Consider the following 21,888-nt stretch of genomic DNA (forward strand, 5'->3'; position numbering starts at 1 on the left):
GGATGGAGCGCCGCGCCCTTGCTCTGCTTCGCTAGCTTTGCGCGAAGACCCGGTCGAGGCGGGCCTGGATACCGTCGATCGGCTGGCGCGAGATGGGGTGCCGTTCGCGATATTCGCGGTCGATCCGCGCCACGCGCGCATGGAGCCGCTGGGTATCGGCGACGAGGCGTTGGGTCGGCAGGTCGAGCAGCGCCATCAGTTCAGCGCTGGGGCTGCGGTCCGGCGGCAAATTCGTATGCCGCTCCCACTGCAGGTCGCTCATCTGCCCGGCCAGAAACGCGCGATGGTTGAGGAGCCATGCGAGCACGTGCATGACGCGTGTCGTGGCCTTGAGGCCTTCGCATTCCAGCGCCCGGCGCAGCGGCAGTTCGACCGGCATCAGATCGCTGACCGCCGGCGCGAAGACCGTGCGCACCTCGTCGGCTAAGACGTTGGCCTCGCAGTATAATTCCTCGACGATCAGCGCCGTAATGTCGGTTGTCTTTGGCATCGCGAGATTGGGCCTAAGCCGCTCGCATCAGTGCGATAAGAGCGTTGCGCGCGGTTGTCCCGCGAAGGGGCGGTCGCCATCCGCCTGTGCATAATCTTCGCGTGCGTCAGGCGCTCCTTCGCGATCCGCCGCGTCCATCGACCCTCTTCGATACGGGCGGCGACTCGAGCCGACGGATCAGGCGATGATATCGGGGATGAGTTCGTCCTCGATCGCCGCCATCCGGTCGCGCAATTGCAGCTTGCGCTTCTTGAGCCGGGCGATTTGCAATTGGTCGGGCGATTCCATCGCCGATAGCGCCGCGATCGCCGCATCGAGATCGCGGTGCTCCACCCGCAATTGTTCAAGCCGCTTGCGCAATTCCGCTTCGGTCACCTGACCCGTTCCCCATCCACGACGAACTCGATCCGAATCGCAATCCGACGCGTGCCGGCCTGCGTTGATCGCACGGCCTCATATCACCCCTTCGCAGGAATGCGATTGTGTGGTTTTATAGTCCGTGCGGAGGCCCGACGGGCCAGTGAGTCCCATCGGTGTCCCCGCGCGGTTCGCGTTTCGGCGAACGGCTTCGACACACGAAGAGGAGAAGAGGCTCATGAACGCTTCGCACATCACCGCGCTCCAGACCAAGCACGCCACGCTCGACCAGGCGATTGCAGAGGAAATGCGCAAGGCTGCGCCGGATGATGGGACGCTTCGAAGCCTCAAGAAGCAGAAATTGCGCCTCAAGGAAGAGATGGCGGGCGGCTGACGCCCGCCTTTCCCGCCGACCGGCAAAAGCCGGACAGGAATGCGAAGGGATTTCCCCTGCGCCGCGCAATGAGCTAGTCCCCATGGCATGAGTGCGACGCTAGCGGCCCGGCAGATACTGACCGGACTTCACGGACTGATGGCAACGCGCCTTTCGGCGCAGGAAAAGCTCGACCGCACGGTAGAGGTGGTGGGCGAAGCTCTCGATAGCGAGGTATGCTCGATCTACCTCCTGCGTGGAGGCATGCTAGAGCTGTTCGCCACCAAGGGCCTCAACCAGTCCGCCGTGCACGTGACCCGCATGGCGGTCGGCGAAGGATTGACAGGAACGCTGGTCGCCCATGGCGAGACGCTGAACCTCGCCCAGGCAAAGGCGCATCCGGACTTCCAGTATCGCCCCGAAACGGGCGAGGAGAAGTTTTCGAGCTTCGCGGGCGTGCCGATCGTCTATCGCGAGCAGGCGGTGGGCGCGCTCAACGTCCAGCATGTCGATCCGCGTCGCTACGAGGATGTCGAGATCGAGGCGCTGCAGACCACCGCCATGGTACTCAGCGAGCTGATCGTGAACGCGGGGCTGATCGACGAGCATTCGGCGGAAGAGGCGATTCCCGAGCGCACCGGCCCCGCGCAGCTGACCGGGCTGACGCTCGTGACTGGCCTTGCGAGCGGCGCGGCGGTCTATCACCAGCCGCGCGTCACCATCGACAAGGTCGTGGCCGAGGACACCGAGTTCGAGCGCCAGCGGGTCTATCGCGCGTTCGAGCGGATGCGCGAACAGATCGACCAGATGGCGCAGCAGGCCGAATTCGGCGCGGGCGGCGAAACCGACGAAGTGCTCAAGGCCTACAAGGCCTTCGCTTACGACGAGGGGTGGAGCCGCCGGATCAACGAGGCGATCGATGCAGGCCTGACCGCAGAGGCGGCGATCGAGCGGGTCCAGCAACGCACGCGGATGCGCATGCGCGAGATCGACGATCCGCTGCTGGCCGACCGCATGCACGACCTGGAGGACCTGTCGAACCGACTGCTGCGGATCGTGTCCGGCCAGATGGGCACGGCGGCGACCACCGGCCTCAAGAAAGATGCGATCCTGATCGCCCGCAATCTGGGCCCGGCGGAACTGCTGGAATACGACCGCCGACGGCTGAAGGGCGTGATCCTCGAGGAAGGCTCGCTCACCAGCCATGTGGTCATCGTAGCGCGCGCGATGGGTATTCCCGTGGTCGGCCGGGTTCGATCCTTGCGCGGCATGATCGGGGAGGGCGATCATGTCCTGCTCGATGGCGATGCCGGAGTGGCCCACGTCCGCCCGCAGAACGCCACGCTCGATGCCTTCGAGGCGCGCTTCACCAAGTCCAAGGAGCGCCGTGCGGCCTATGCCGAGCTGCGCGATGTCGAACCGTTCACGCGCTGCGGCACGCGCATCCAGGTGATGATGAATGCCGGGCTGCGCGACGATCTGACCACTTTGTCGATGGTCGGTGCCGACGGCATCGGACTGTTTCGAACCGAATTCCAGTTCCTCGTCTCCGCCACGCTGCCGCAGCGCGAGAAGCAGACGCGGTTCTACAAGGACGTGCTCGATGCAGCAGGCGACAAGCCCGTGGTTTTCCGCACGGTCGATATCGGCGGCGACAAGTCGGTCCCCTACCTGTCCAACGACAGCAGTCTGGCGGACGAGAACCCGGCGATGGGCTGGCGCGCTCTGCGCCTGGCGCTGGAGCGCGACGGATTGTTCAAGGCGCAGGCGAGGGCGCTGATCGAAGCTTCGGGGGGGCGCACCCTGCGGGTTATGTTCCCCATGGTGAGCGAACCGTGGGAATTCGATGCCGCCAGGAAGGTGTTCGAGGAGCAGCGCGAATTTCTGCGCGCCCGCAAGCGGATCATCCTGCCGGAAAATATCGAATATGGTGCGATGATCGAAGTACCCGGCCTGGTCGAGGTGCTCGACGTGCTGGTCCCCAAGGTTTCCTTCCTGTCGGTCGGCACGAACGATCTCACCCAGTTCCTGTTCGCCGCCGATCGCGCCAATCCCAAACTGGCGGCGCGCTACGACTGGCTCAGCCCGGCGATCCTGCGGTTTCTGAAACGTATCGTCGATGCGACCACCGGGCACCAGGTCGCGCTCGGCCTGTGCGGCGAGATGGGCGGGCGCCGGCTCGAGGCGCTGGCGTTGTTCGGGCTGGGCTATCGCCGCCTGTCGATCACGCCCGTTTCGGTCGGCCCGATCAAGGAACTGATCCGCCAGATCGACCTGGCCGAGATTACCGCCTTCATGAACCAGCTCTGCGCTCAGCCGCCGACAGACCCGCGCCAGGCGATCGCCCAGTGGGCTCAGGATCGGGGCATCGAAGTCGACTGACCGTGCTGCGCTTGCGAAAAAGGCGCGAAATCAGACCTCGGAGGCGTTGGCTTCGCGCGGGAAGCTCGCTAGACCCACGTTCTTGCAGGGCACTCTTGCAACAGGGGCTGTAAGGATGGTCATGGCCGAAGACGAAGCCGGATTCGAAATCGATAACTCCGAGCCCACGGCCCCGGGCGATCGGCTGCGCGCGGCGCGCGAAGCAAAAGGCATGTCGGTCGACGACGTGAGCGCGGCGACGCGCATTCCCAAGCGCCACCTCGAAACGATCGAGGACGGCGACTTTGCCGAGCTTCCCGGACGCACCTATGCGATCGGTTTTTCGCGCAGTTATGCCAAGGCGGTCGACCTCAACGAAGATGAGATCGTCAACGAGGTGCGCGACCAGCTCGGGATCGAGGACCCCTCCGAACGTCACCGCGACGGGACCATCCATCAGACCGAGGATCCTGCACGCCTCCCTTCGCGCAAGCTGCTGCTGGCGTCTATCGTCGCGGCGATCGTACTGATCGCGGGTCTGTTCGCCTTCTGGGGGACCTATTTCGATCCCGAGGCCGGGCCGGATTCGTTGCTGGCCGAAGAAGAGCAGCGCACGCAGGCACAGCAGCAGGCCCAGGCGGCCGCGACGCAAAGCGCGCGGCAGCAGCCGATTGCGAGCGGTCCGGTGGTGTTCACCGCGAACCAGGAGGTTTGGGTGCGCTTCTACGACGGCGTTGAATCGGACGTCCTGATGGAAAGCATCATGGCCGAAGGCGACAGCTACACCATACCGGACACGGCCGACGATCCGCAGATTCGCACAGGCCAGCCTTACGCCTTCGATATCACGATCGGCGGGCAGGAAGTCCCGCTGCTGGGCGAAGACGATGTGGTCATCAGCGATGTGCCCGTTACTGCGGAAGCACTGCTGACGCGCGATGGCGTCGGCCTGCCCGCACAAGGCGGCAATGGAGCGGCGCAATAGGAATTTCGGGATCATAGGGGCGGCGGTTCAGGCCCGGTTCGAACGCTGTTCGGCACGACGCCCGCACGAATTGGAATACGAGGGAGACCATGATTTTGCTTAATCCTTCCGCAAAACCTCGCGCGGTGATGTTCGGTGCTCTGGCAGGCCTGCTGCTGACCTCGGGGGCGCCGGCGCTCGCGCAGGACAACGGGGATGCGCGCATCCGCAAGCTGGAAGCCGAAGTCCGCGCGCTCCAGCGGCGGGTCTTTCCCGGTGGCGATGGACGCTATTTCGAACCCGATATCTCCGCGCCCGCCAATAGCGGGCCGAGCAGCGCCACGCAGACGACCGCTGTGACCGACATTCTGGCGCGGCTGGACGCGCTCGAATCCTCGATCCAGTCCCTCACCAGTCAGGTCGAGCTGGCGAACAACACCCAGCAGGGGATCGAGCAGAGGCTTTCGGTTCTCGAAAACAATGCGGCGACGCGGACCGCTTCGGCCACGCCGAGCGCGGCACTTCCCGGAACGAGCGGCGTATCGTCTGCTGCCACCACGACGCAACCGCGCACGGCAGCGCCTGCTCCTACACCTGCCCAGAGCTCGGGGCCGAGCGCGGAGCGGCTTGCGGCGGTGCGCGCGATTGCCAAGCCTTCGACCGACGATGCGGGCGACGACGATTATTCCTACGGCTTCCGTCTGTGGGAAGCGGAGTTCTATCCCGAAGCGCAGCAGGCGCTCGCCGCGTTCGTCGAGCAATATCCCGACCACTGGCGCACCACCTACGGCCGCAACCTGTTGGGGCGTGCCTTTCTCGACAATGGCCAGGCGCGCGAGGCCGCGCCGTGGTTCCTGCAGAACTACCAGGCCGACAACGACGCGGCGCGTGCACCCGACAGCCTTCTCTATCTCGCCAAGGCGATGATCGAACTGGGCGATACGAATCGCGCGTGCATCGCGCTGGCGGAGTTCAGCGAGACCTATCCCGCGATCGCATCGGGCCGGTTGAGCGACGAATACCAGTCCAGCCGCCGGCAGGTCGAATGCCCGGGATAGGGTAAGGTCCCAGGGTGAAGATGCGAGGGTGAAGCTCCCGACCGGACATAAGGTCGACAGGTTTCGTACCGAGCTTGAAAAGCTCTGGATCGAACACGACGAGGGGCGGGCGCTGGGCATTGCCGTGTCCGGCGGTCCCGACAGTCTGGCCCTGATGCTGCTGGCGCATGCCGCGCTTCCCGGACGCGTGGTCGCGGCCACCATCGACCACGCGCTGCGGGCCGAGAGCGCGCAGGAGGCGGCTTTCGTGAGCGATCTGTGCGCGTCGCTGGGCATTCCGCACCAGACCCGCCGGATCGAAGTCGCCGACGGCAATCTTCAGGACCGGGCCCGCGACGCGCGTTACCGGGCCCTGCAAGAGGCATTTTTCGAGCTGGGGGCGGATACGCTCGCAACGGCGCACCATGCCGACGATCAGGCCGAAACCGTGCTGATGAGGCTCAATCGCGGCAGCGGGGTCTCGGGCCTTGCCGGGATCCGTGCCCATCGGGTCGACGTGAATTTCGATCTGCTGTCGGAGATGCTCGTCGTGCGCCCGCTACTCGAATGGCGCAAGGAAGAGCTTGCGCAGATCGTCGACGAGGCGGGAATCGAGCCGGTCCGCGATTCCTCGAACGAGGACGAGCGGTTCGACCGCGTGCGAATGCGCAATGTGCTGCGCGAAGCGGACTGGCTCGACCCGGTCGCCGTGGCGCGCAGTGCCCGCATCCTGCAAGACGCCGAACGCATCGTCGACGAGGCGATCCGTGATACTTACCGGAGAAGCGTATTCGCGGAAGGCGAAGCGGTCTGGTTCCACCGGGGCGACACCTTCCTGATCGAGGTGGAGATCGTCAGCCGGATACTCAAAGAGTTCGGATCGACACCCCGCGGATCGGCCGTCGCGACGATGGTCGAGGCGCTGCGCAAGGATGGTGCAGCCTGTCTGGCCGGCGTGATGGCCAAGCGCGCCTGGCACCAGAAAGACCCGCTGACACAGGTCGACGCCTGGAAATTCGAGCGCGAACCGCCGCGCAATTCCTAGCCGATCGGCGAGCCCATCTGCATCGTCTTGCCGCGGGTGATGATGACCTTGTCGCCCTTGCTCGCCACCGCGAAAACCTTGGCCGCGAATTCGTTGGGCAGGCCGATGCAGCCGTGGCTGGCATAGCCGTTCTCGACCTGCGAGCCGTGCAGGGCGACGCCATCGCTGGTCAGGAACATCGAGTACGGCATTGGTGCGTTGTTATACTTCTCTGACACGTTGTGACGCATCTTGTAACGGATCGGGAAGGTGCCGAGCGGGGTAGGGTGCTCCTGTGTGCCGAGCAGCACGGCGGCTGCCCCGATCTCGTAACCGCCGCGGAAAACCGAGATTACGCGTGCGTCTAGATCGACCGTCATCACGATCTTGCCCGGCGGCACGCCCTCGGTGTCCCAGTGCCATTCGCCATAGCGGATCGGACCGTCGATCGGCAGCACGCGCTTGACCACCATCTTTTCGGCGCGGGCGGGGGTGGAACGCGAAGCGACCGCGCGCTCGCGCGCGTCGTAGATCACGTCACCATCGGCGGCGCGGTCCTCGCCCGCGGGGCGGGCCGTGGTGCCCGGCGTGCCCTCGATATCGACGGTTTCGTCCGTCAGATCGAGGCTATCCTGCGGATCGGCCGATGGTTCGGATTCCAGTGGCGAGGCGTCGTCCCCATCCGCTACGCTATCGCCGAACTTCGACGGATCGACCGGAATTGCATCCTCGATGTCGGGCGCCGCGGCAGTGGTTTCACTCGTTGCGGCATCATCGAGATAGCGCGCGGCAATCGACGCGCCGCCCAATAGCAGCACGAGGGCGAGCGTTGCTCCGCCAATCCAGATAAGAGCCTTGGTCATGTGTCCATCTCTGCCTCGCGCGCGCGCAAAATCATAGCTTACCCAGGCGCGCGTCTCTCCATTGGACGGTCTAGCGGCAAAAGGTTAATTGCCTTTTCGGCTTCGCACGCCGGGAGCAAGGGAGGCGGTTCGCCGGTCAGACCCGCTCTACGCGGACGTCCTTTTCGCACAGGTCGATGAGGCCGAAACTGGTCAGGAAGCTGACATCGGCGGCATCGCGGCCGACCCCGATCTTTACGATGTCTTCGGGCGTCGCCATGCCGGTCGCATCGACCAGCTGCCACGTTCCGCCGCTTTCCGATCCGGGATCGTGCAAGAAGACCTCGGCCACGGCATGGAAATCCTGCGGCGTGACGTCGGGGGCGTAGCACGCGACAAAGCGCGCGGGGATCACGCTTGCCCGCGCCAGCGTGACGACCATGTGCGCGTAATCGCGGCAGATTCCGCGCCGTTCGATAAAACTGTCGGTTGCCGTAGTCTCGGGCCCCGAACTGCCGGGCGCGTAGGTAAACTTGGACGCCACCCAGTCGCGGATGGCTTCGATACGCGCGCCGCCGGAGGTTCCGCCGAACTCGTCGTCGACGAAGGTCTGGAATTTGTCTGCGATGCAATAGCGCGAGTCGAACAGGTATTTCACGGGCGCGGCGGGCATCTGGTGCGGTTCGAGCTGTTTGAGCGATGCGAGGTTGACCATTTGTCGCCGGATTTCGACGCGTGCCTCATGCTGTACCTCGAAGCGCCCGTCGGCGCGCACCCACACCCGCTCCCCGATGTCTTCCTGCGCGGGAATGCGGGCGCAGCGGGCGGCGTCGGTCAGTCCGGTCTTGCAGGACAGCAGTTCCTGCTCGGGAATGTCCGCCACCGCGAACTGCAGCAAGGCGTCGGTGGGGGCCTTCGTGGTGAAGGCGAAGCTGGATCGGATCGAGATGGCCATACCCCGGCAACGCACCGCGAGCCTTTAGTGCCAAGCAGGATCAGGCTTTTTCTTCGGGCACCCCGAAAAGGTCGTGTGCGTCGGCATCCTCGATCGCGACATCCACGATATCGCCAGGCGAAAGGCTTGCGGGCACATTGCGGAGGAAAACCTGCCCGTCGATTTCGGGCGCGTCGGCCTGGCTGCGCCCGGTCGCGCCGATATCGCCGTCCTCGTCCGGCTCGCCGACCTCGTCGATGATCACCGGGAGGGTGCGCCCGACCTTGGCGGCCAGCTTGGCGGTCGAGATCCGCTCGGTCACTTCCATGAGCCGGGCGTAGCGTTCCTCGATCACCTCGGCGGGCACGGGATCGGGCAGGGCATTCGCCGCTGCGCCTTCGACCGGCTCGAACCGGAAACCCCCGACCCGGTCGAGCTGTGCATCCTCGAGCCATTCGAGCAGGTATTCAAAATCTTCCTCGGTCTCGCCGGGGAAGCCGACCACGAAGCTGGAGCGGACTGCGATATCGGGGCAGATCTCGCGCCAGCGCTTGAGCCGTTCGAGCACCTTGGCCTCGTTCGCCGGGCGCTTCATGCGTTTGAGCACGGCCGGTGCGGCGTGCTGGAAGGGAATGTCGAGATAGGGCGTCAGCAGCCCTTCGGCCATCAGCGGGATGACCTGGTCGACATGCGGGTAGGGGTACACATAGTGCAGCCGCACCCAGGGCGGCGTGCCCTGATCGGTGCGCAGCTGGCCCAGTTCGCGCGCCAGATCGGTCATGTGCGCGCGGACAAGCCTTTTCTCGGAATCCTGGGGCCCCTTCCACTCGCGCGCCTCGTGCCGGGTGTCGACGCCATAGGCCGAGGTGTCCTGGCTGATGACGAGCAGCTCCTTCGTGCCCGCCGCGACCAGCTTTTCCGCCTCGCGCAGCACGGCATCGATCCGCCGGCTGGCGAGCTTACCACGCAGCTGCGGGATGATGCAGAAAGCGCAGGAGTGGTTGCAGCCCTCGGAAATCTTGAGATAGCCGTAATGGCGCGGCGTCAGCTTGATGTCGGCGAGATCGGGCTGCGGGATCAGGTCCACATACGGGCCCTGGCTGGGCGGCGCATGCGTATGCACGGCCTCCACGACCTGCTCGTACTGGTGCGCCCCCGTCACCGCGAGCACCTGCGGATGCGCGGCGCGGATCGCGTCGGCTTCTTCGCCCATGCAGCCGGTCACGATCACGCGGCCGTTTTCGGCAATCGCCTCGCCGATCGCCTGCAGGCTTTCCTCCTTGGCGGAGTCGAGGAAGCCGCAGGTGTTGACGAGGACGATGTCCGCGCCCGCATAATCGGGCGACATGGCATAGCCGTCCGCACGCAGGCGGGTGAGAATGCGCTCGCTGTCGACGAGCGCCTTGGGACAGCCGAGGCTGACCATGCCGACCTTCTTGGGATCGGGGATAGAGGTGGTGGTTGTGTTCATGATTGGTCGCGCCCTCTACACCCGAACTCCCTGTTGCGCTAGGCGCTGCGTGGAACGCCAACGGGAGCGAGAATCATGGGCCGGATCGATTTGCTGACGGTGTTTCTTGGCGCTGCAGTGTTCTTCCTCGTCGGGATGGTCTGGTATGGCGTGCTCCTCGGCAAGGTCTGGAAGCGCGCCATGGGCCGCGACGAGGGTGCCGGTTTCAGCGGCGAGCGACCCCTGTGGCTGGTCTTCGGCCTGACTTTCGCCTTTGCGTTGCTGATCTCACTGACGCTGGCCCATCAGTACGCAATGTCCAACCCCAGCCCGCGCGCGATGATGATGATCGCTGTCGGCTATGGCCTCATGCTGATGGTGCCCGCAGTGGGCATCCGCTATCTCTACATGAACGTGCCGGGCAAGGTCTTCGCGATCGATGCCGGGTTCTTCGTCGTGGCGATGGCCGCGATGGGCGCGGTGCATCATCTGGCGGCGACGGTAACGATCTAGCGGCGGGCCTCTGCCTGCTTGGCGCGGCCATTGTCGCTGCCATCGCCGCGTTCCTCGCCTTCGACCGTAGGAACGATCTCGACCACGATATCGCCCGGACGCAGGCTCTGGCACTCGTCTTCCCAGAAGCCCAGCGCCTCGCCATTGCGATAGATCCGCAGGCCGCGGCCGCCGGTGCGCAGATCGGAAATCGCGCAGCCGCATTCCTCCGCGGTGACCGGCCGCTCGACCAGTTGGACCCGGCCCGAAATCGACGCGAGATCGGCGAGATAATCCGCAATATGCGCGCCCTTGACGCTCCCTGCGAGCAGGAGGCCGGTGAAGTGCACCGGGTTGATCACGTTGTCCGCACCCGCCTGTCGCGCGATACTCTCGTTGTCGCTCGCCCGCACGACCACGCTGATCGGCACGGCAGGGGCCAGCGCGCGCACGGTCAGCACGATCAGGATCGACGTGTCGTCGCGCCCGGCGGACACGAGCACGCTCTGCGCGCGGTCGATCTTCACCGCCTTGAGCGTTTCGTCGCGGGTGGCGTCGGCGGCCATGATGTTGCAGCCCAGCGCCTCTGCCTCGGCCAGGCGCTCCTCGCTCGGATCGATCACGACGATGCATTCCGGCTCGGTCCCGCGTTCGATCAGTTCGTTGACCGATTCGGAGCCGGAAACGCCGTAGCCCAGCACCACGACATGGTCGGCCAGCTTTTCCTGAATGCGGTTCATGCGGAATTTCTCCCAGCTGCGCTGAATGATGAAGTTGTAGGCGGTGCCGACGAAAATGAAGAGCACGGCGAAGCGGACCGGCGTCACGATCACCGCTTCGACGAGGCGGGCGCGGTCGGTGATCGGCGCGATGTCGCCGAAGCCGGTCGTCGTGATCGAGATCATCGTGAAGTAGACGACGTCGAGAAAGCTGACCTCGCCGTCGAGATTGTCGACCAGCCCCTCGCGATCCCACCAGTGGATCATGACGACGAGGAAGATGAGGCCGAGTGCAAGGCCGAGGCGGATCGTCAGGTCGCCCCACACCGGCACCTTCAGTGCGCGGCGCAGCGGCTGGAACTTGGGCCCGCGCACGTCGCGCGCGGCCGCACCTTTGCCGACCCTCTCGACCTGCTGTTCGCTGCGGCTCATGGCTGGCATTCGCTCATTGCAGAAGCCCGCCTAGCCACGCGCAGGGGCCACGGCAACATGTCTCTGGATCCTAGCCGTAGCGTTCGCCCAGCTCGCCGAGCGAGGCGTGGTGGGTAAGATCGAGCTGCAGCGGGGTGACGGACACGCAGCCGTCGTCGATCGCCTCCAGATCGGTGCCGTGGTCGAGCGTGTGCTCGATCGCCTGCAGCCCGAACCAGAAATACTGGAAGCCGCGCGGGTCGCGCCCTTCCACTACCGTGCCGCGCGAGTAATCGTGAAAGCCCTGACGCACTGCGCGGATGCCTTTGATCGCGTCGCCGGGGAGGGCGGGGAAGTTGACATTCACCAGCGTGCGCCTGGGCAGCGGCGTGTCGAGCAGCGGACCGAGGACCTTGGGGCCCCACATCCGCGCAGCCTCGAACGTGTCGTCGGTCGCAGCGCCTTCCTTGCTCGTCACCTGGCTCAGCGCGATCGAGCGAATGCCCGCGAGTGCGCCTTCGATCGCGGCGGACACGGTACCCGAATAGGTGATGTCGTCGCCCAGGTTCGCGCCCCGATTGACGCCCGACAGGATCACGTCGGGATCGCCGTCCATCACCCGGCGCAGGCCCATCGTCACCGCATCGGTCGGCGTGCCGGTGACCGAGAAGCGCCGCTTTCCATGCGTGCGCAGCCGCACCGGGCGGGTGAGGGTGAGCGCGTGGCCCATGCCCGACTGTTCCTCGTCCGGCGCGCAAATCCAGATATCGTCGGAGAAATGCCGCGCGATCTCCTCGAGCACTTCGAGGCCGGGGGCGTGGATGCCGTCGTCGTTGGTGAGGAGGATTTTCACTTCGATATGCCTCGTGTTTCGTTCGTGCTGAGCCCGTCGGACTCGAAGAGGGGCCAGAGGCCGAACCGCGAACCAGCCGCACGCCCTTCGACAAGCTCCGGACGAGCGGCGACGCCTCTTACTCCGGCACCAGCCGGGTCAGGCCGCCCGTATAGGGATGCAGCGCCTCGGGCACGTCGACCGAACCGTCGGCATTCTGATAATTCTCAAGCACCGCCACCAGTGTCCGGCCGACCGCCAGGCCCGATCCGTTGAGCGTATGGACGAACTCGGTCTTCTTCCCGCCCCGCTCGGGCCGGTAGCGTGCGTTCATCCGCCGCGCCTGGAAATCGCCGGTGTTGGAACAGCTGGAAATCTCGCGATATGCGCCCTGGCCGGGCAGCCATACTTCGAGGTCGTAGGTCTTGCGCGCCCCGAAGCCCATGTCGCCGGTACACAGCAGCATCTTGCGATAGGGCAGGCCGAGCGATTGCAACACGCCTTCGGCACAGGCGGTCATGCGGTCATGCTCTGCCTCGCTGTCCTCGGGCCGCACGATGGAGACCAGTTCGACTTTCTCGAACTGGTGCTGGCGGATGAACCCACGGGTGTCCTTACCCGCTGCCCCGGCTTCGGAACGAAAGCACTGGGTGAGAGCGGTGAGACGCAGCGGCAGGAATTCGCCCTCGATGATCTTGCCCATCACGCTGGCGGTCAGGCTCACCTCCGACGTCGGGATCAGCCAGCGGCCATCGGTGGTCTGGAAGGAATCTTCGGCGAACTTGGGCAGCTTGTCGGTCGCGAACATCGCAGCGTCGCGCACCAGCACCGGTGGGTTGCATTCGAGGTAGCCGTTCTCGTTCACCTGCCGGTCGAGCATGAACTGGCCGATGGCACGGTGCAGCCGCGCGATCCCACCGCGCAGAAACGTGAAGCGCGCGCCCGCGATATCGGCACCGATCTCGAAATCGAGGCCGAGGGCGGGGCCGATATCGGCATGTTCCCTGGGCTCGAAATCGAAGCTGCGCTTCTCGCCCCAGCTCGACAGCTCGACATTCTCTTCCTCGCCCATCCCGTCGGGCACGTCTTCGGCCGGAATGTTGGGAATGCGTGCGAGCAGATCGTCGAGCTCGCCGCCGATGGTACGGGACTGCTCCTCGAGATGCGGCAGGGTGGCGGCCTTCAGCTCGCTCACTTCGGCCTTGAGCCGCTCCGCCTCGTCCGTGTCGCCCTTCGACATCGCCTGGCCGATCGCCTTCGACGCGGCGTTGCGGCGGTTCTGTGCGTCCTGCAATTCGGTCAGCACAGCGCGGCGGCGCGCATCGAGGTCGAGCAGTTTGGTGGAGACCGGCTCGGCCCCGCGGCGGGCGAGCCCGGCATCGAACGCTTCGGGTTCGCGGCGGATCGTGGCGATATCATGCATGGCAAGCGCCTATGCCGAGCGTGCGGATAATTGGCCAGTGACAAGTTGACGCAGACGCACCCGGATGGGCAGTCCGGGGCACAATCGGGGTCGCCGTCCGTTGGTCGCGATCAGGGGCGCATGGCCTGACACGACAGGAAAGACGTATGAGCACTCACGCGGCCCCCAGGCGCACGCCCTTCATCGACATTGCGCAGACTGCGATCGGGTTGGGTCAGAAGCTAGGCCTGGTGGCGCCTTCGCGGCTCGAAAAGACGGCATTGATGGACCATGCGGCGGCGGAGACTGGGCTCGACGATTTTGGCGATCCGTGGTTCGAGCAGCCCTTCGGAGTCCTGCTCGATTCGATCCGCGAGGAAGCGCGGCTCAACACCGCCGGAGAATTCGCAGCGCGGCTGCAATTCGGCAAGGTCCTGCGCGACCGGCTGTTGGCGTTCGACTGGTTCAGGCGCCATCCCGAAATCCTCGAACGTTCGATCAAGCGCCCGGTGGTGATCGTGGGCCCGATGCGTTCCGGCACCACGCGGCTGCATCGCCTGCTCGCCAGCGATCATCGCTTCAGTCACATGCGCAGCTTCGAGACAATCGCACCCGTTCCGCGCCCCGATTTCGAAGAGGTTCTCGCCGGTCGAAAGCGCGACTTCCGCCCAACGCTGGCAAAGCGCGTGATGATGATCGCGCGGCTGGCCAATCCGCGCACGCTGTCGATCCATCCGACCGGACCAATGCAGCCCGAGGAAGAGCTCGGCCTGCTGGTCAACTCGATGTACGGGATGAAGCACGAGGCCCAGTGGCGCGTGCCGACCTACGGCCGCTGGTGCGAGCGGATCGATGCGACGCCCGCCTATCGCCACCTCGCGGACCTTTTGCGCCTGATCGGCTGGTCACAGCAGGTGAGCGAGATTCGCCCGTGGATTCTCAAGACCCCGCAGCACATGCTCGATCTGCCTGCCTTGCTGAATGTGTTCCCCGATGCGCGGATCATCTTCACCCATCGCGACCCGACCAAGGTGGTGGGCAGCGCCGCTTCGCTCGCCTGGAACCAGACGGCGATCCATTCCGACGAGGTCACGCCCTACGAAGTCGGCGAGGAATGGATGCGCAAGAGCGTGCTGCAGGTCGAGCGGATGATGGCGGCCCGCTCGCTGGTCCCGGCCGAGCGGCGGATCGACATCGGCTACGACGCGATGGAACGCGACTGGCAGGGCACGATGGCGCGGATCTACGCCTTCCTCGACCTGGACATGGCTCCCGCCGTGCCCGCGATGCAGCGCTATCAGGAGCGAACGCGCAATCTCAAACGCAAGCCGCACAAGTACAGCCTCGCACAATTCGGCCTGGAAGAGGCCGAGGTCCGCAACCGGTTCACCGCTTATGCTGCCCGGTTCGGAATTCCCGATGAGGGCGCCGGCACTGCCGAGAGGGCCAGCGACTCGGACTCGCCAATCGCCAATCCAACGTTCGGGCGGACGGCCGGCACACACTAGGTCCCACAGGTTTTCCGGTACGCCGTCATGACGGACGGTCGTTAATTCGCCCCTTGTGGCATTTCTGCGACTTGCGACCCGCGGACTTCGGCGGTGCAAAAAAAGCGTCACGTAACCGCCGCCAAACTGTCATCGGGATGGCCCGAAACTGTCATTCGCCATCTCTAGCGACCCTCTCGCGATCAAAATTCGCGTCCGTAATGTTCGATTCTTCGGTTTTTGAGGGGACCGCTCGCTGTGAAAAATCTCCATCGCTCGCTCGTCATCGGTTGTAGCGCGCTGGCTCTTGCCGGCTGTGGCGCCGACGAAATTGTCTCGCCCGGTACGGGCGGCAACGTGACCATCAACAATCCTGCCCCGGCACCGGCCCCCACGCCGACGCCGACCCCGACGCAGGCGCAGGTGACCCCGGCTGCCGGGTGTCCGACCATCGCGAATCCGACCGGGCTGAACGATCTCGGCACGATCAGCGGCCCGACCGGCGAATATCGCCGCTGCCGCCTGCCCGGGAGCTTCACCGCATCGAGCACGCTGCCCGCCGTCAACGGCCTGCTCTACGAACTGAACGGGCAGACCGACGTCGGCACCGACCAGGGCTTCGCCTCGACAAACACCGACGTCACGCTGACGATCGAGCCGGGCGTGATCATCTACGCATCGGGTAACGACTTCCTCAACGTGAACCGCGGAAACCAGCTGAACGCGATCGGCACGGAAGCCGAACCGATCATCTTCACCAGCCGCGACAACGTTCTGGGCAGCAACAATGCCGACTCGTCGGGCCAGTGGGGCGGCGTGATCCTCTCGGGCCGCGCGCCCGTGACCGATTGCTTCCTCGGTGCCGAAGCCACCAATAACTGCGAACGCCGCGTGGAAGGCGCGACCAACCAGATCCTGTACGGCGGCGCGCAGACTGGCGACAGCTCGGGCACGCTCAGCTACGTGCAGATCCGTTATTCGGGCTTCGCGCTCGCCAATGGTGACGAGCTCCAGTCGCTCACCACGGGCGGTATCGGTTCGGGCACCACCCTCAACCACATCCAGACCTACAACAGCTCGGACGACGGCGCGGAATTCTTCGGCGGCGTGGTCGAGGGCAGCCGCTTCATCATGGTCGGCGCTGAAGACGACTCGCTCGACACCGACACCGGTGTGAAAGCGTTCTTTGACCAGTTGCTCGTCGTACAGCGCAACACTGCGTCGGACACTGTCATCGAGCAGGATTCGGACGGTAACGAAAATGTCGGCCCGCGGACCAATACGCGGATCAACAACGCGACCTTCGTGATCGACAGCGCCACCGGCGATCGCGGCATTCGTATCCGCGGATCGAGCGACTTCACGCTGCTCAACTCGCTGCTCGTAGAAGAAGACGGCACGGCATGCCTGAACGTGCAGGGCACATCGCTGAACGGCGCAGCCGGCAGCAATGCCGACGAAGCAGGCCCGGTCGTGTTCAACTCGGTCGCGCTCGATTGCGCCACCAACTTCCGCGACGGCGGCGGCAACACGGCGGCCCAGGTCGAAACGCGCTTCGATGCGGGCACCGGCAACACCAAGGACTTCAGCAACACGCTGCAGCGCCTGACCGGTGTGACCACCGGGGCCGCCTTCATCAATGGCGCGAACGAGAACGGCTACACGCCGATCTTCGACGCCACCACGGTCTCCAGCTTCTTCTCCACCCGCACCTACATCGGCGCGGTGACGAGCCAGGCCGACAACTGGGCCGAAGGCTGGACCTGCAACTCGCCGACCGTGACGCTCGGCCTCGACAACACTGGCGACTGCAGCACGCTGCCGACCGCCTGATCGAGTGACTGGCCGGGGGTGTCCGCCGCGACGCGGGCACCTCCACCACTCGATAGCACGTGAGACCGGTCCAAGCTGGACCGGTTGCGACCATTTTTACGGACCTTAATGATGAGGGGGTCTTCTACCATGTCCACCGGCAAGCAGTTGGCAGGGCTGCTGTTGCTCTCCACCGCGCTCACCTTCCCGGGTGTCGCATTCGCGCAAGGCACGGGGTCGGCCCCGTCCGGCAATGCGGCGTCGCAGCCGGAGACCGACACTCCCGCTCAGGAGCCGATCGATCCGGCTTCGGAACCGGAGCAGACCGACCAGCCCGAGGGCGAGGTCGACATCTCGATCCCCGGTGGCAACGTCATCACCGTGACCGGACGACGCGGGCCGCGCGACGTGACGCGCAGTTCGGCCCAGGTCATCAACGTCCTGAGCACCGAAGACATCGCGCGCACGGGCGAAGGCGACATCGCCGGCGCGCTGAGCCGCGTGACCGGCTTGTCCAACGCAGGCAATGGCCGCGTTTTCGTTCGCGGCCTCGGAGATCGTTACTCGCTGGCGCTGCTGAACGGCTTGCCGCTTCCTTCTCCCGAGCCGCTCAGCCGCGTGGTTCCGCTCGACATTTTCCCGACCGATATCATCGCGTCCTCGCTGGTTCAGAAGTCGTACTCCGCCAACTTCCCCGGTGAATTCGGCGGCGGCGTCATCAACCTGACGACGCAGGCGATTCCGGACGAGAGCTTCCTCGAAGTGAGCTTTGGCGTCAGCGGCGATACCGAAACGACCTTCGGCGACGGCTTGCTCTATTACGGCAGTGACTGGGACTGGTTCGGTTTCGACGACGGCACGCGCGATGCCTCGCTCGCGCTCGACAGCTATCTCAATGGCACGACCGAACTTGAGGAGCTGCCCCTCACCGACCGCCAGGCCATCGCCAGCACGCTGGCGCGCCCGAACCTCATCCTTCTGCAGAAGACCGACGATCTTCGTCCGAACTTCTCGGGCGGCCTGACGGGCGGGACGAGCTTTTTCGTCGGCGATGATGCCGAGCTCGGCATCATCTTCACCGCCAACCTCAGCAACTCGCTGCGCAACCGCAACGTGCTCCAGCAGCTCCCGGTTCGCCAGTCCGAAGTGACCCCGGCGGAAGATTTCTCGCGTTTCGTCACCGACAACCGCGTGCTCGCCAACGGCCTGCTCGGGTTCGGCCTCAAGTTCGGGGATCAGCAGATCCGCTGGACCAACCTCTACATCCGTGACGTGCTGAAGCAGGCTTCGCTCACCCAGGGCCGCATCATCGTCGGTTCGGGCAATGACGGGTTCGACAAGAAGATCCAGCGCACCGGCTGGTTCGAACGCCAGCTGATCGATTCGCAGATCGTCGGCGAGTTCGAATTCGACGGGTTCGATCTCGATCTGCGCGGCGGCTTTGCCCAGACCGATCGGGAGAGCCCCTACGAATACCGCTTCGACTACGTGAGGACGAACAATCCGAACGATCCGTTCGGCGACTTCTTCGTCAACCCGCTCGACAACAACCTGCCCGGAGGCCAGGCCAGCGTCACCTTCTCCGACCTGACCGAGAAGGTCTATTATGGCGGCGCCGACCTGACCGTTCCCATTGCCGACATCGTTTCGGTCACTATCGGCGGCGCCTACACCGATACCGAGCGTTATTCGGAGCGTCGGGAGTTCCAGTTCGACGCACCGAGCAACTTCCCCACGGGTATCGGCCTGCTGCGGCCCGACCTGTTGATTGCACCTGCGATCATCGAGGGGTCGAACGTGCCTGGCTTTGCCGGTCCGGGCGTGAACTCGCCGGTCGACTTCCGCGAGCTGACCGAGGATACCCCGGCGTTCGATGCGGGGCTCGAAATTCTTGCGGGATACATCAAGGGCAATCTCTCGCTGTTCGAAGGCCTGACAGTGGATGCGGGCGTGCGCTACGAAGACGCGACCCAGACGGTCTCCCCGGCGCAGATTTTCACCAACCAGCCGAACCTCGGCGCGGTGACCAATATCGAAAACGACTATTTCCTGCCTTCGGGCACGATCACCTACGAATTCGACAATGGACTGCAAGTGCGCGCCAGTGTGTCGAAGACGATCGCGCGCCCGCAGTTCCGCGAATTGCTGCTCCAGTCCTACACCGATCCGGAAAGCCTGCGGTCCTTCACCGGCAACCCGGCTCTGCAGGACAGCGAGCTTACCAACGCGGAAGTTCGCGCCGAATACTACTTCGACCAGAACAGCCGGATTTCGCTCGCGGGCTTCTACAAGGATATCGAGAACCCGATCGAGGCCTTCTCGCAGTTCACCGACAACACCCAGTCGACCAGCTTCGCGAACGCGCCGGCCGCGCAGCTTTACGGCGCCGAATTCGAGCTGCAGTGGAATCGCGATCTGTACGATCTCGGCTCGTTTTTCGAAAACAAGCGCGCGCTCCTGATCGCGAACTACACCTACACGCAGTCCGAACTGCAGGTCGACGAGGACGATGAGACCTTCATCTTCGTGACCGGCGTGGGCGCAAGCCCGCGTGCGGCGACGAGCCTGTTCCGTGACGGCGATCCGCTGGTCGGCCAGTCGGACCATCTCGCCAATATCCAGATCGGCATGGAAGACACCGAGAAGCTGAGCCAGATCACGCTGCTGTTCTCCTACGCCAGCGAGCGTGTGACCAGCCGCCTCGGCCAGAACGCGGGCGGCCTGCCGGACATCATCGAGAAGCCGGGCGCACGCCTCGACCTCGTGTACCGCCAGGGCATCGACATCGCGAGCGTGCCGCTCGAACTGAAGCTTGAGGCGCGCAACCTGACCGGGACCGACAGTTTCGAATTTGTCGAGAACGACACGGGACGCGTCGACGTCAACAGCTACCAGGTCGGCACGAGCTTCGCGCTTTCGCTATCCGCCGAATTCTGAGCTGACCACAGACTGAGGGGCGAGGGCTCGCAGCACTGCTGCGGGCCCTCTTCCTTTGTGCGAGGCGAGACCGCTATTCGCTCCCCCTTCGGACACCACAGTCCGCCACTGGAACCGACAGGGTTGGTGCGATGTCCGGACGCAGTTTCATCGAGTGATCTGAGTGCCCCTTTTCATTTCCTTTGGCGCACCACTTCTGGTCGAGCATAGCAACCGCACCTTCGAGGCGCGGAGTACCGCGGGGCAGGATCGTCGGATTTTCCAGAGTTCGCGATGAACTGAGTTATTCGAAGGCGGGCCTTCCCCTGAAGCAGAAGCCCCGACGCAATCGTTGCCGCCTCGGAGCAGGGCTAAATCCGCGCCAGCCGCATCGCCAGCTCGGCCCGCTGCACGTCGGGGACCTTCGTACCGAGGGTGTCCGCCAGCTGGCTCACGAATTCGTTGGCCTGTTCAATCCGCCCGGCTTCTGCCTGGGCGAAATCGGTGGGGATGCGTGGCGGATCCTCCACCCCCTCGGGGCGCTCGTCCATTTCCACGATCGACTGGCTCGCGTTCCCCGCGCCGAGGGGAAACCAATAGATCGCAGCATCGGAATCCTGCTGATTGTCCTTGCCCTGGACGACGCCGTAGGCGCAGGATTCTCCCTGACGGACCGGGACACAGGCGACATTGGCATTGGTCTGCATCGCCGAGCTCCACGCCCGCCCGAACGTACCCACACTGCCACCGGTCTGGGAGAACCAGGTACCGGCGGCATAGATATTGACCATGGCGATCGACATCTTTGTAATATCGTTCGGCCAGTACACCTGCGCGACCAGGAAGCCGTCGGTTTGCGGCCGCAGCCAGACCGAATCCTTCCTCGTGCCTCTATAAAGCAGTGTACCGCCCTTCATCATGCTCACGGCGCCAGCGACATTGGCCGATGCCATCGCAGCATTGCCGTTGATCACGGCATTGCCGTTAACCGTTAAGCCGTCCAGCGTTGCTCCGCCAGTGACCCTGGCACCTCCGCCGACCGCGAGCGAGCCGAGCGTGGCGGCGTTGGCGACCCTGAGAGAATTTGCAGTCGCATCGGCCAACGTCGCAGTGCCTGCCACACCCAGCGTGGAACCCAGTACGGCGGCGCCTGCAACCGTCAGCGTAGCTCCGGCAGCAACGTCGCCTTCGAGCTTCGATGTCTTGAGCACCTGCAGCGAATTGGCGGCGATATCCGGCTCTGCGACCATTACGGTAACGGAGAGGTAGGTATCCACCGTCTCACCCTCTTGCTGCACGCTCGCCTTCAGCTGGAAGGTGGTGGCGTGGGTAAGCGGGGGCGAGGTCCAGCTACGCACGTTTGTGACGTTGACCACCTTGTCGTCGTAGATGATCGTATAGGTTGCGATATCGGAACCGTTCCAGCTTAGCGTCACCTGCTCGCCGTTGCGCACCATCGGCTTGGATGCAGCGAAGTTGCCGACGTAGAAACCGTAGGGAAACTTGACCAGATCGAAGCTGTTGTCGCGCTGTTCGAAGCCGCTCCCGCTTTGGGTCGAACTGGTCTCGTAGGCATGGATGGTGGTGGTCCCCATCGCCTTGTTGACCGGGATGTTGTAGATCTGGAAGCTCAACCCCTCGACCGTGATCTCCTCATCCTCCGGTTTGATCGGGGTGGCGACGAACAGTCCGGTCGTTCCGATCTGCGAGATCCGCCACGTATTGGAGGGGTTGCAGCTGACGAGGATCCCGGAAGCATCGCCGGTCAATTGCTGCGGGTCATCCCCTAGCTGGATTTCGAATTCGATCTTCTGGCAATAGATGGCCCTGGTCGTGTTGTTCGACACAACGAAGACGAGCGACGACATCGACGGGCTGCCTGAAGCCGGGCTGACCTGGAGCGGTGAAGGATTGGTGGTGATCCCGTAGGAAAGCAGGCCTTCGTTGCCTACGTTGTCGATATGCGTCACGATGCTTCTCCCCTT

At 64.5% G+C, this 21,888-nt stretch carries 18 protein-coding genes; 9 read left to right on the forward strand and 9 right to left on the reverse strand.

Annotation, left to right across the window (positions count from 1 at the left end; translation table 11 throughout):
• Positions 1 to 31: 31 nt before the first annotated feature.
• Together DL238_RS07280 and DL238_RS07285 are read right to left on the reverse strand one after the other, a co-directional pair.
• The gene (locus DL238_RS07280) at positions 32 to 490 is read right to left on the reverse strand and encodes a DUF1465 family protein (RefSeq protein ID WP_115491647.1); all 459 of its coding nucleotides are present in this window, start codon (positions 488 to 490) and stop codon (positions 32 to 34) included.
• Positions 491 to 667: 177 nt separating this feature from the next.
• Positions 668 to 865 (reverse strand): YdcH family protein, encoded by a 198-nt coding sequence (locus tag DL238_RS07285; RefSeq protein WP_115491648.1) that lies wholly within the window; start codon positions 863 to 865, stop codon positions 668 to 670.
• A 220-nt stretch (positions 866 to 1,085) separates the two neighbouring features.
• Between DL238_RS07285 and DL238_RS07290 the strand changes: the two genes are divergently transcribed.
• The 5 genes from DL238_RS07290 (at position 1,086) to tilS (ending at position 6,627) form a co-directional block, all read left to right on the forward strand.
• Positions 1,086 to 1,241, forward strand: coding sequence for a YdcH family protein (locus DL238_RS07290; RefSeq protein WP_115491649.1), 156 nt, complete (start codon positions 1,086 to 1,088; stop codon positions 1,239 to 1,241).
• Positions 1,242 to 1,328: 87 nt separating this feature from the next.
• Positions 1,329 to 3,602, forward strand: coding sequence for a phosphoenolpyruvate--protein phosphotransferase (ptsP, locus tag DL238_RS07295; RefSeq protein WP_115491650.1), 2,274 nt, complete (start codon positions 1,329 to 1,331; stop codon positions 3,600 to 3,602).
• Between the two features lie 121 nt (positions 3,603 to 3,723).
• Positions 3,724 to 4,566, forward strand: coding sequence for a helix-turn-helix domain-containing protein (locus tag DL238_RS07300; RefSeq protein WP_115492823.1), 843 nt, complete (start codon positions 3,724 to 3,726; stop codon positions 4,564 to 4,566).
• Positions 4,567 to 4,694: 128 nt separating this feature from the next.
• A complete protein-coding gene (locus tag DL238_RS07305; protein WP_234031009.1) occupies positions 4,695 to 5,603 on the forward strand; it encodes a tetratricopeptide repeat protein in 909 nt (302 codons plus the stop codon).
• A 28-nt stretch (positions 5,604 to 5,631) separates the two neighbouring features.
• Positions 5,632 to 6,627, forward strand: coding sequence for a tRNA lysidine(34) synthetase TilS (gene tilS, locus DL238_RS07310; protein ID WP_234031010.1), 996 nt, complete (start codon positions 5,632 to 5,634; stop codon positions 6,625 to 6,627).
• Here tilS and DL238_RS07315 read toward each other — a convergent pair.
• The 3 genes from DL238_RS07315 to rimO all read right to left on the reverse strand — a co-directional run bounded on the left by DL238_RS07315 (position 6,624) and on the right by rimO (position 9,853).
• Positions 6,624 to 7,469, reverse strand: a complete 846-nt coding sequence (locus DL238_RS07315) for a L,D-transpeptidase family protein (RefSeq protein WP_115491652.1) — start codon at positions 7,467 to 7,469, stop codon at positions 6,624 to 6,626. The two genes, tilS and DL238_RS07315, sit on opposite strands and share 4 nt — an antisense overlap.
• A 136-nt stretch (positions 7,470 to 7,605) precedes the next feature.
• A complete protein-coding gene (locus DL238_RS07320; RefSeq protein WP_115491653.1) occupies positions 7,606 to 8,403 on the reverse strand; it encodes a transglutaminase-like domain-containing protein in 798 nt (265 codons plus the stop codon).
• Between the two features lie 40 nt (positions 8,404 to 8,443).
• Complete coding sequence (rimO, locus tag DL238_RS07325) at positions 8,444 to 9,853, reverse strand: 30S ribosomal protein S12 methylthiotransferase RimO (RefSeq protein ID WP_115491654.1); 1,410 nt, start codon at positions 9,851 to 9,853, stop codon at positions 8,444 to 8,446.
• A gap of 75 nt (positions 9,854 to 9,928) precedes the next feature.
• On the opposite strand from rimO, the gene DL238_RS07330 reads away from it, so the two are divergent.
• Positions 9,929 to 10,345, forward strand: a complete 417-nt coding sequence (locus DL238_RS07330) for a DUF1761 domain-containing protein (protein ID WP_115491655.1) — start codon at positions 9,929 to 9,931, stop codon at positions 10,343 to 10,345.
• Here the strand turns inward: DL238_RS07330 and DL238_RS07335 are convergent.
• The 3 genes from DL238_RS07335 to serS form a co-directional block, all read right to left on the reverse strand.
• A complete protein-coding gene (locus DL238_RS07335) occupies positions 10,342 to 11,475 on the reverse strand; it encodes a potassium channel family protein (protein WP_181883857.1) in 1,134 nt (377 codons plus the stop codon). The genes DL238_RS07330 and DL238_RS07335 overlap by 4 nt on opposite strands.
• Before the next feature lie 70 nt (positions 11,476 to 11,545).
• Positions 11,546 to 12,307, reverse strand: a complete 762-nt coding sequence (surE, locus tag DL238_RS07340) for a 5'/3'-nucleotidase SurE (RefSeq protein WP_115491656.1) — start codon at positions 12,305 to 12,307, stop codon at positions 11,546 to 11,548.
• Between the two features lie 118 nt (positions 12,308 to 12,425).
• Positions 12,426 to 13,709, reverse strand: a complete 1,284-nt coding sequence (gene serS, locus DL238_RS07345) for a serine--tRNA ligase (RefSeq protein WP_115491657.1) — start codon at positions 13,707 to 13,709, stop codon at positions 12,426 to 12,428.
• A gap of 146 nt (positions 13,710 to 13,855) precedes the next feature.
• On the opposite strand from serS, the gene DL238_RS07350 reads away from it, so the two are divergent.
• From DL238_RS07350 to DL238_RS07360, 3 genes are all read left to right on the forward strand, one after another.
• Positions 13,856 to 15,196: a sulfotransferase family protein gene (locus tag DL238_RS07350; RefSeq protein ID WP_115491658.1), complete on the forward strand. Its 1,341-nt coding sequence runs from the start codon at positions 13,856 to 13,858 to the stop codon at positions 15,194 to 15,196.
• Positions 15,197 to 15,433: 237 nt separating this feature from the next.
• Positions 15,434 to 17,008: a hypothetical protein gene (locus tag DL238_RS07355; protein WP_115491659.1), complete on the forward strand. Its 1,575-nt coding sequence runs from the start codon at positions 15,434 to 15,436 to the stop codon at positions 17,006 to 17,008.
• Between the two features lie 129 nt (positions 17,009 to 17,137).
• A complete protein-coding gene (locus DL238_RS07360) occupies positions 17,138 to 19,924 on the forward strand; it encodes a TonB-dependent receptor domain-containing protein (RefSeq protein ID WP_115491660.1) in 2,787 nt (928 codons plus the stop codon).
• Positions 19,925 to 20,274: 350 nt separating this feature from the next.
• Here DL238_RS07360 and DL238_RS07365 read toward each other — a convergent pair whose 3' ends face one another.
• Positions 20,275 to 21,873 (reverse strand): hypothetical protein, encoded by a 1,599-nt coding sequence (locus DL238_RS07365; protein WP_115491661.1) that lies wholly within the window; start codon positions 21,871 to 21,873, stop codon positions 20,275 to 20,277.
• Between the last annotated feature and the right edge of the window lie 15 nt (positions 21,874 to 21,888).

Source organism: Alteriqipengyuania lutimaris (assembly GCF_003363135.1).
Lineage (GTDB): Bacteria > Pseudomonadota > Alphaproteobacteria > Sphingomonadales > Sphingomonadaceae > Alteriqipengyuania > Alteriqipengyuania lutimaris.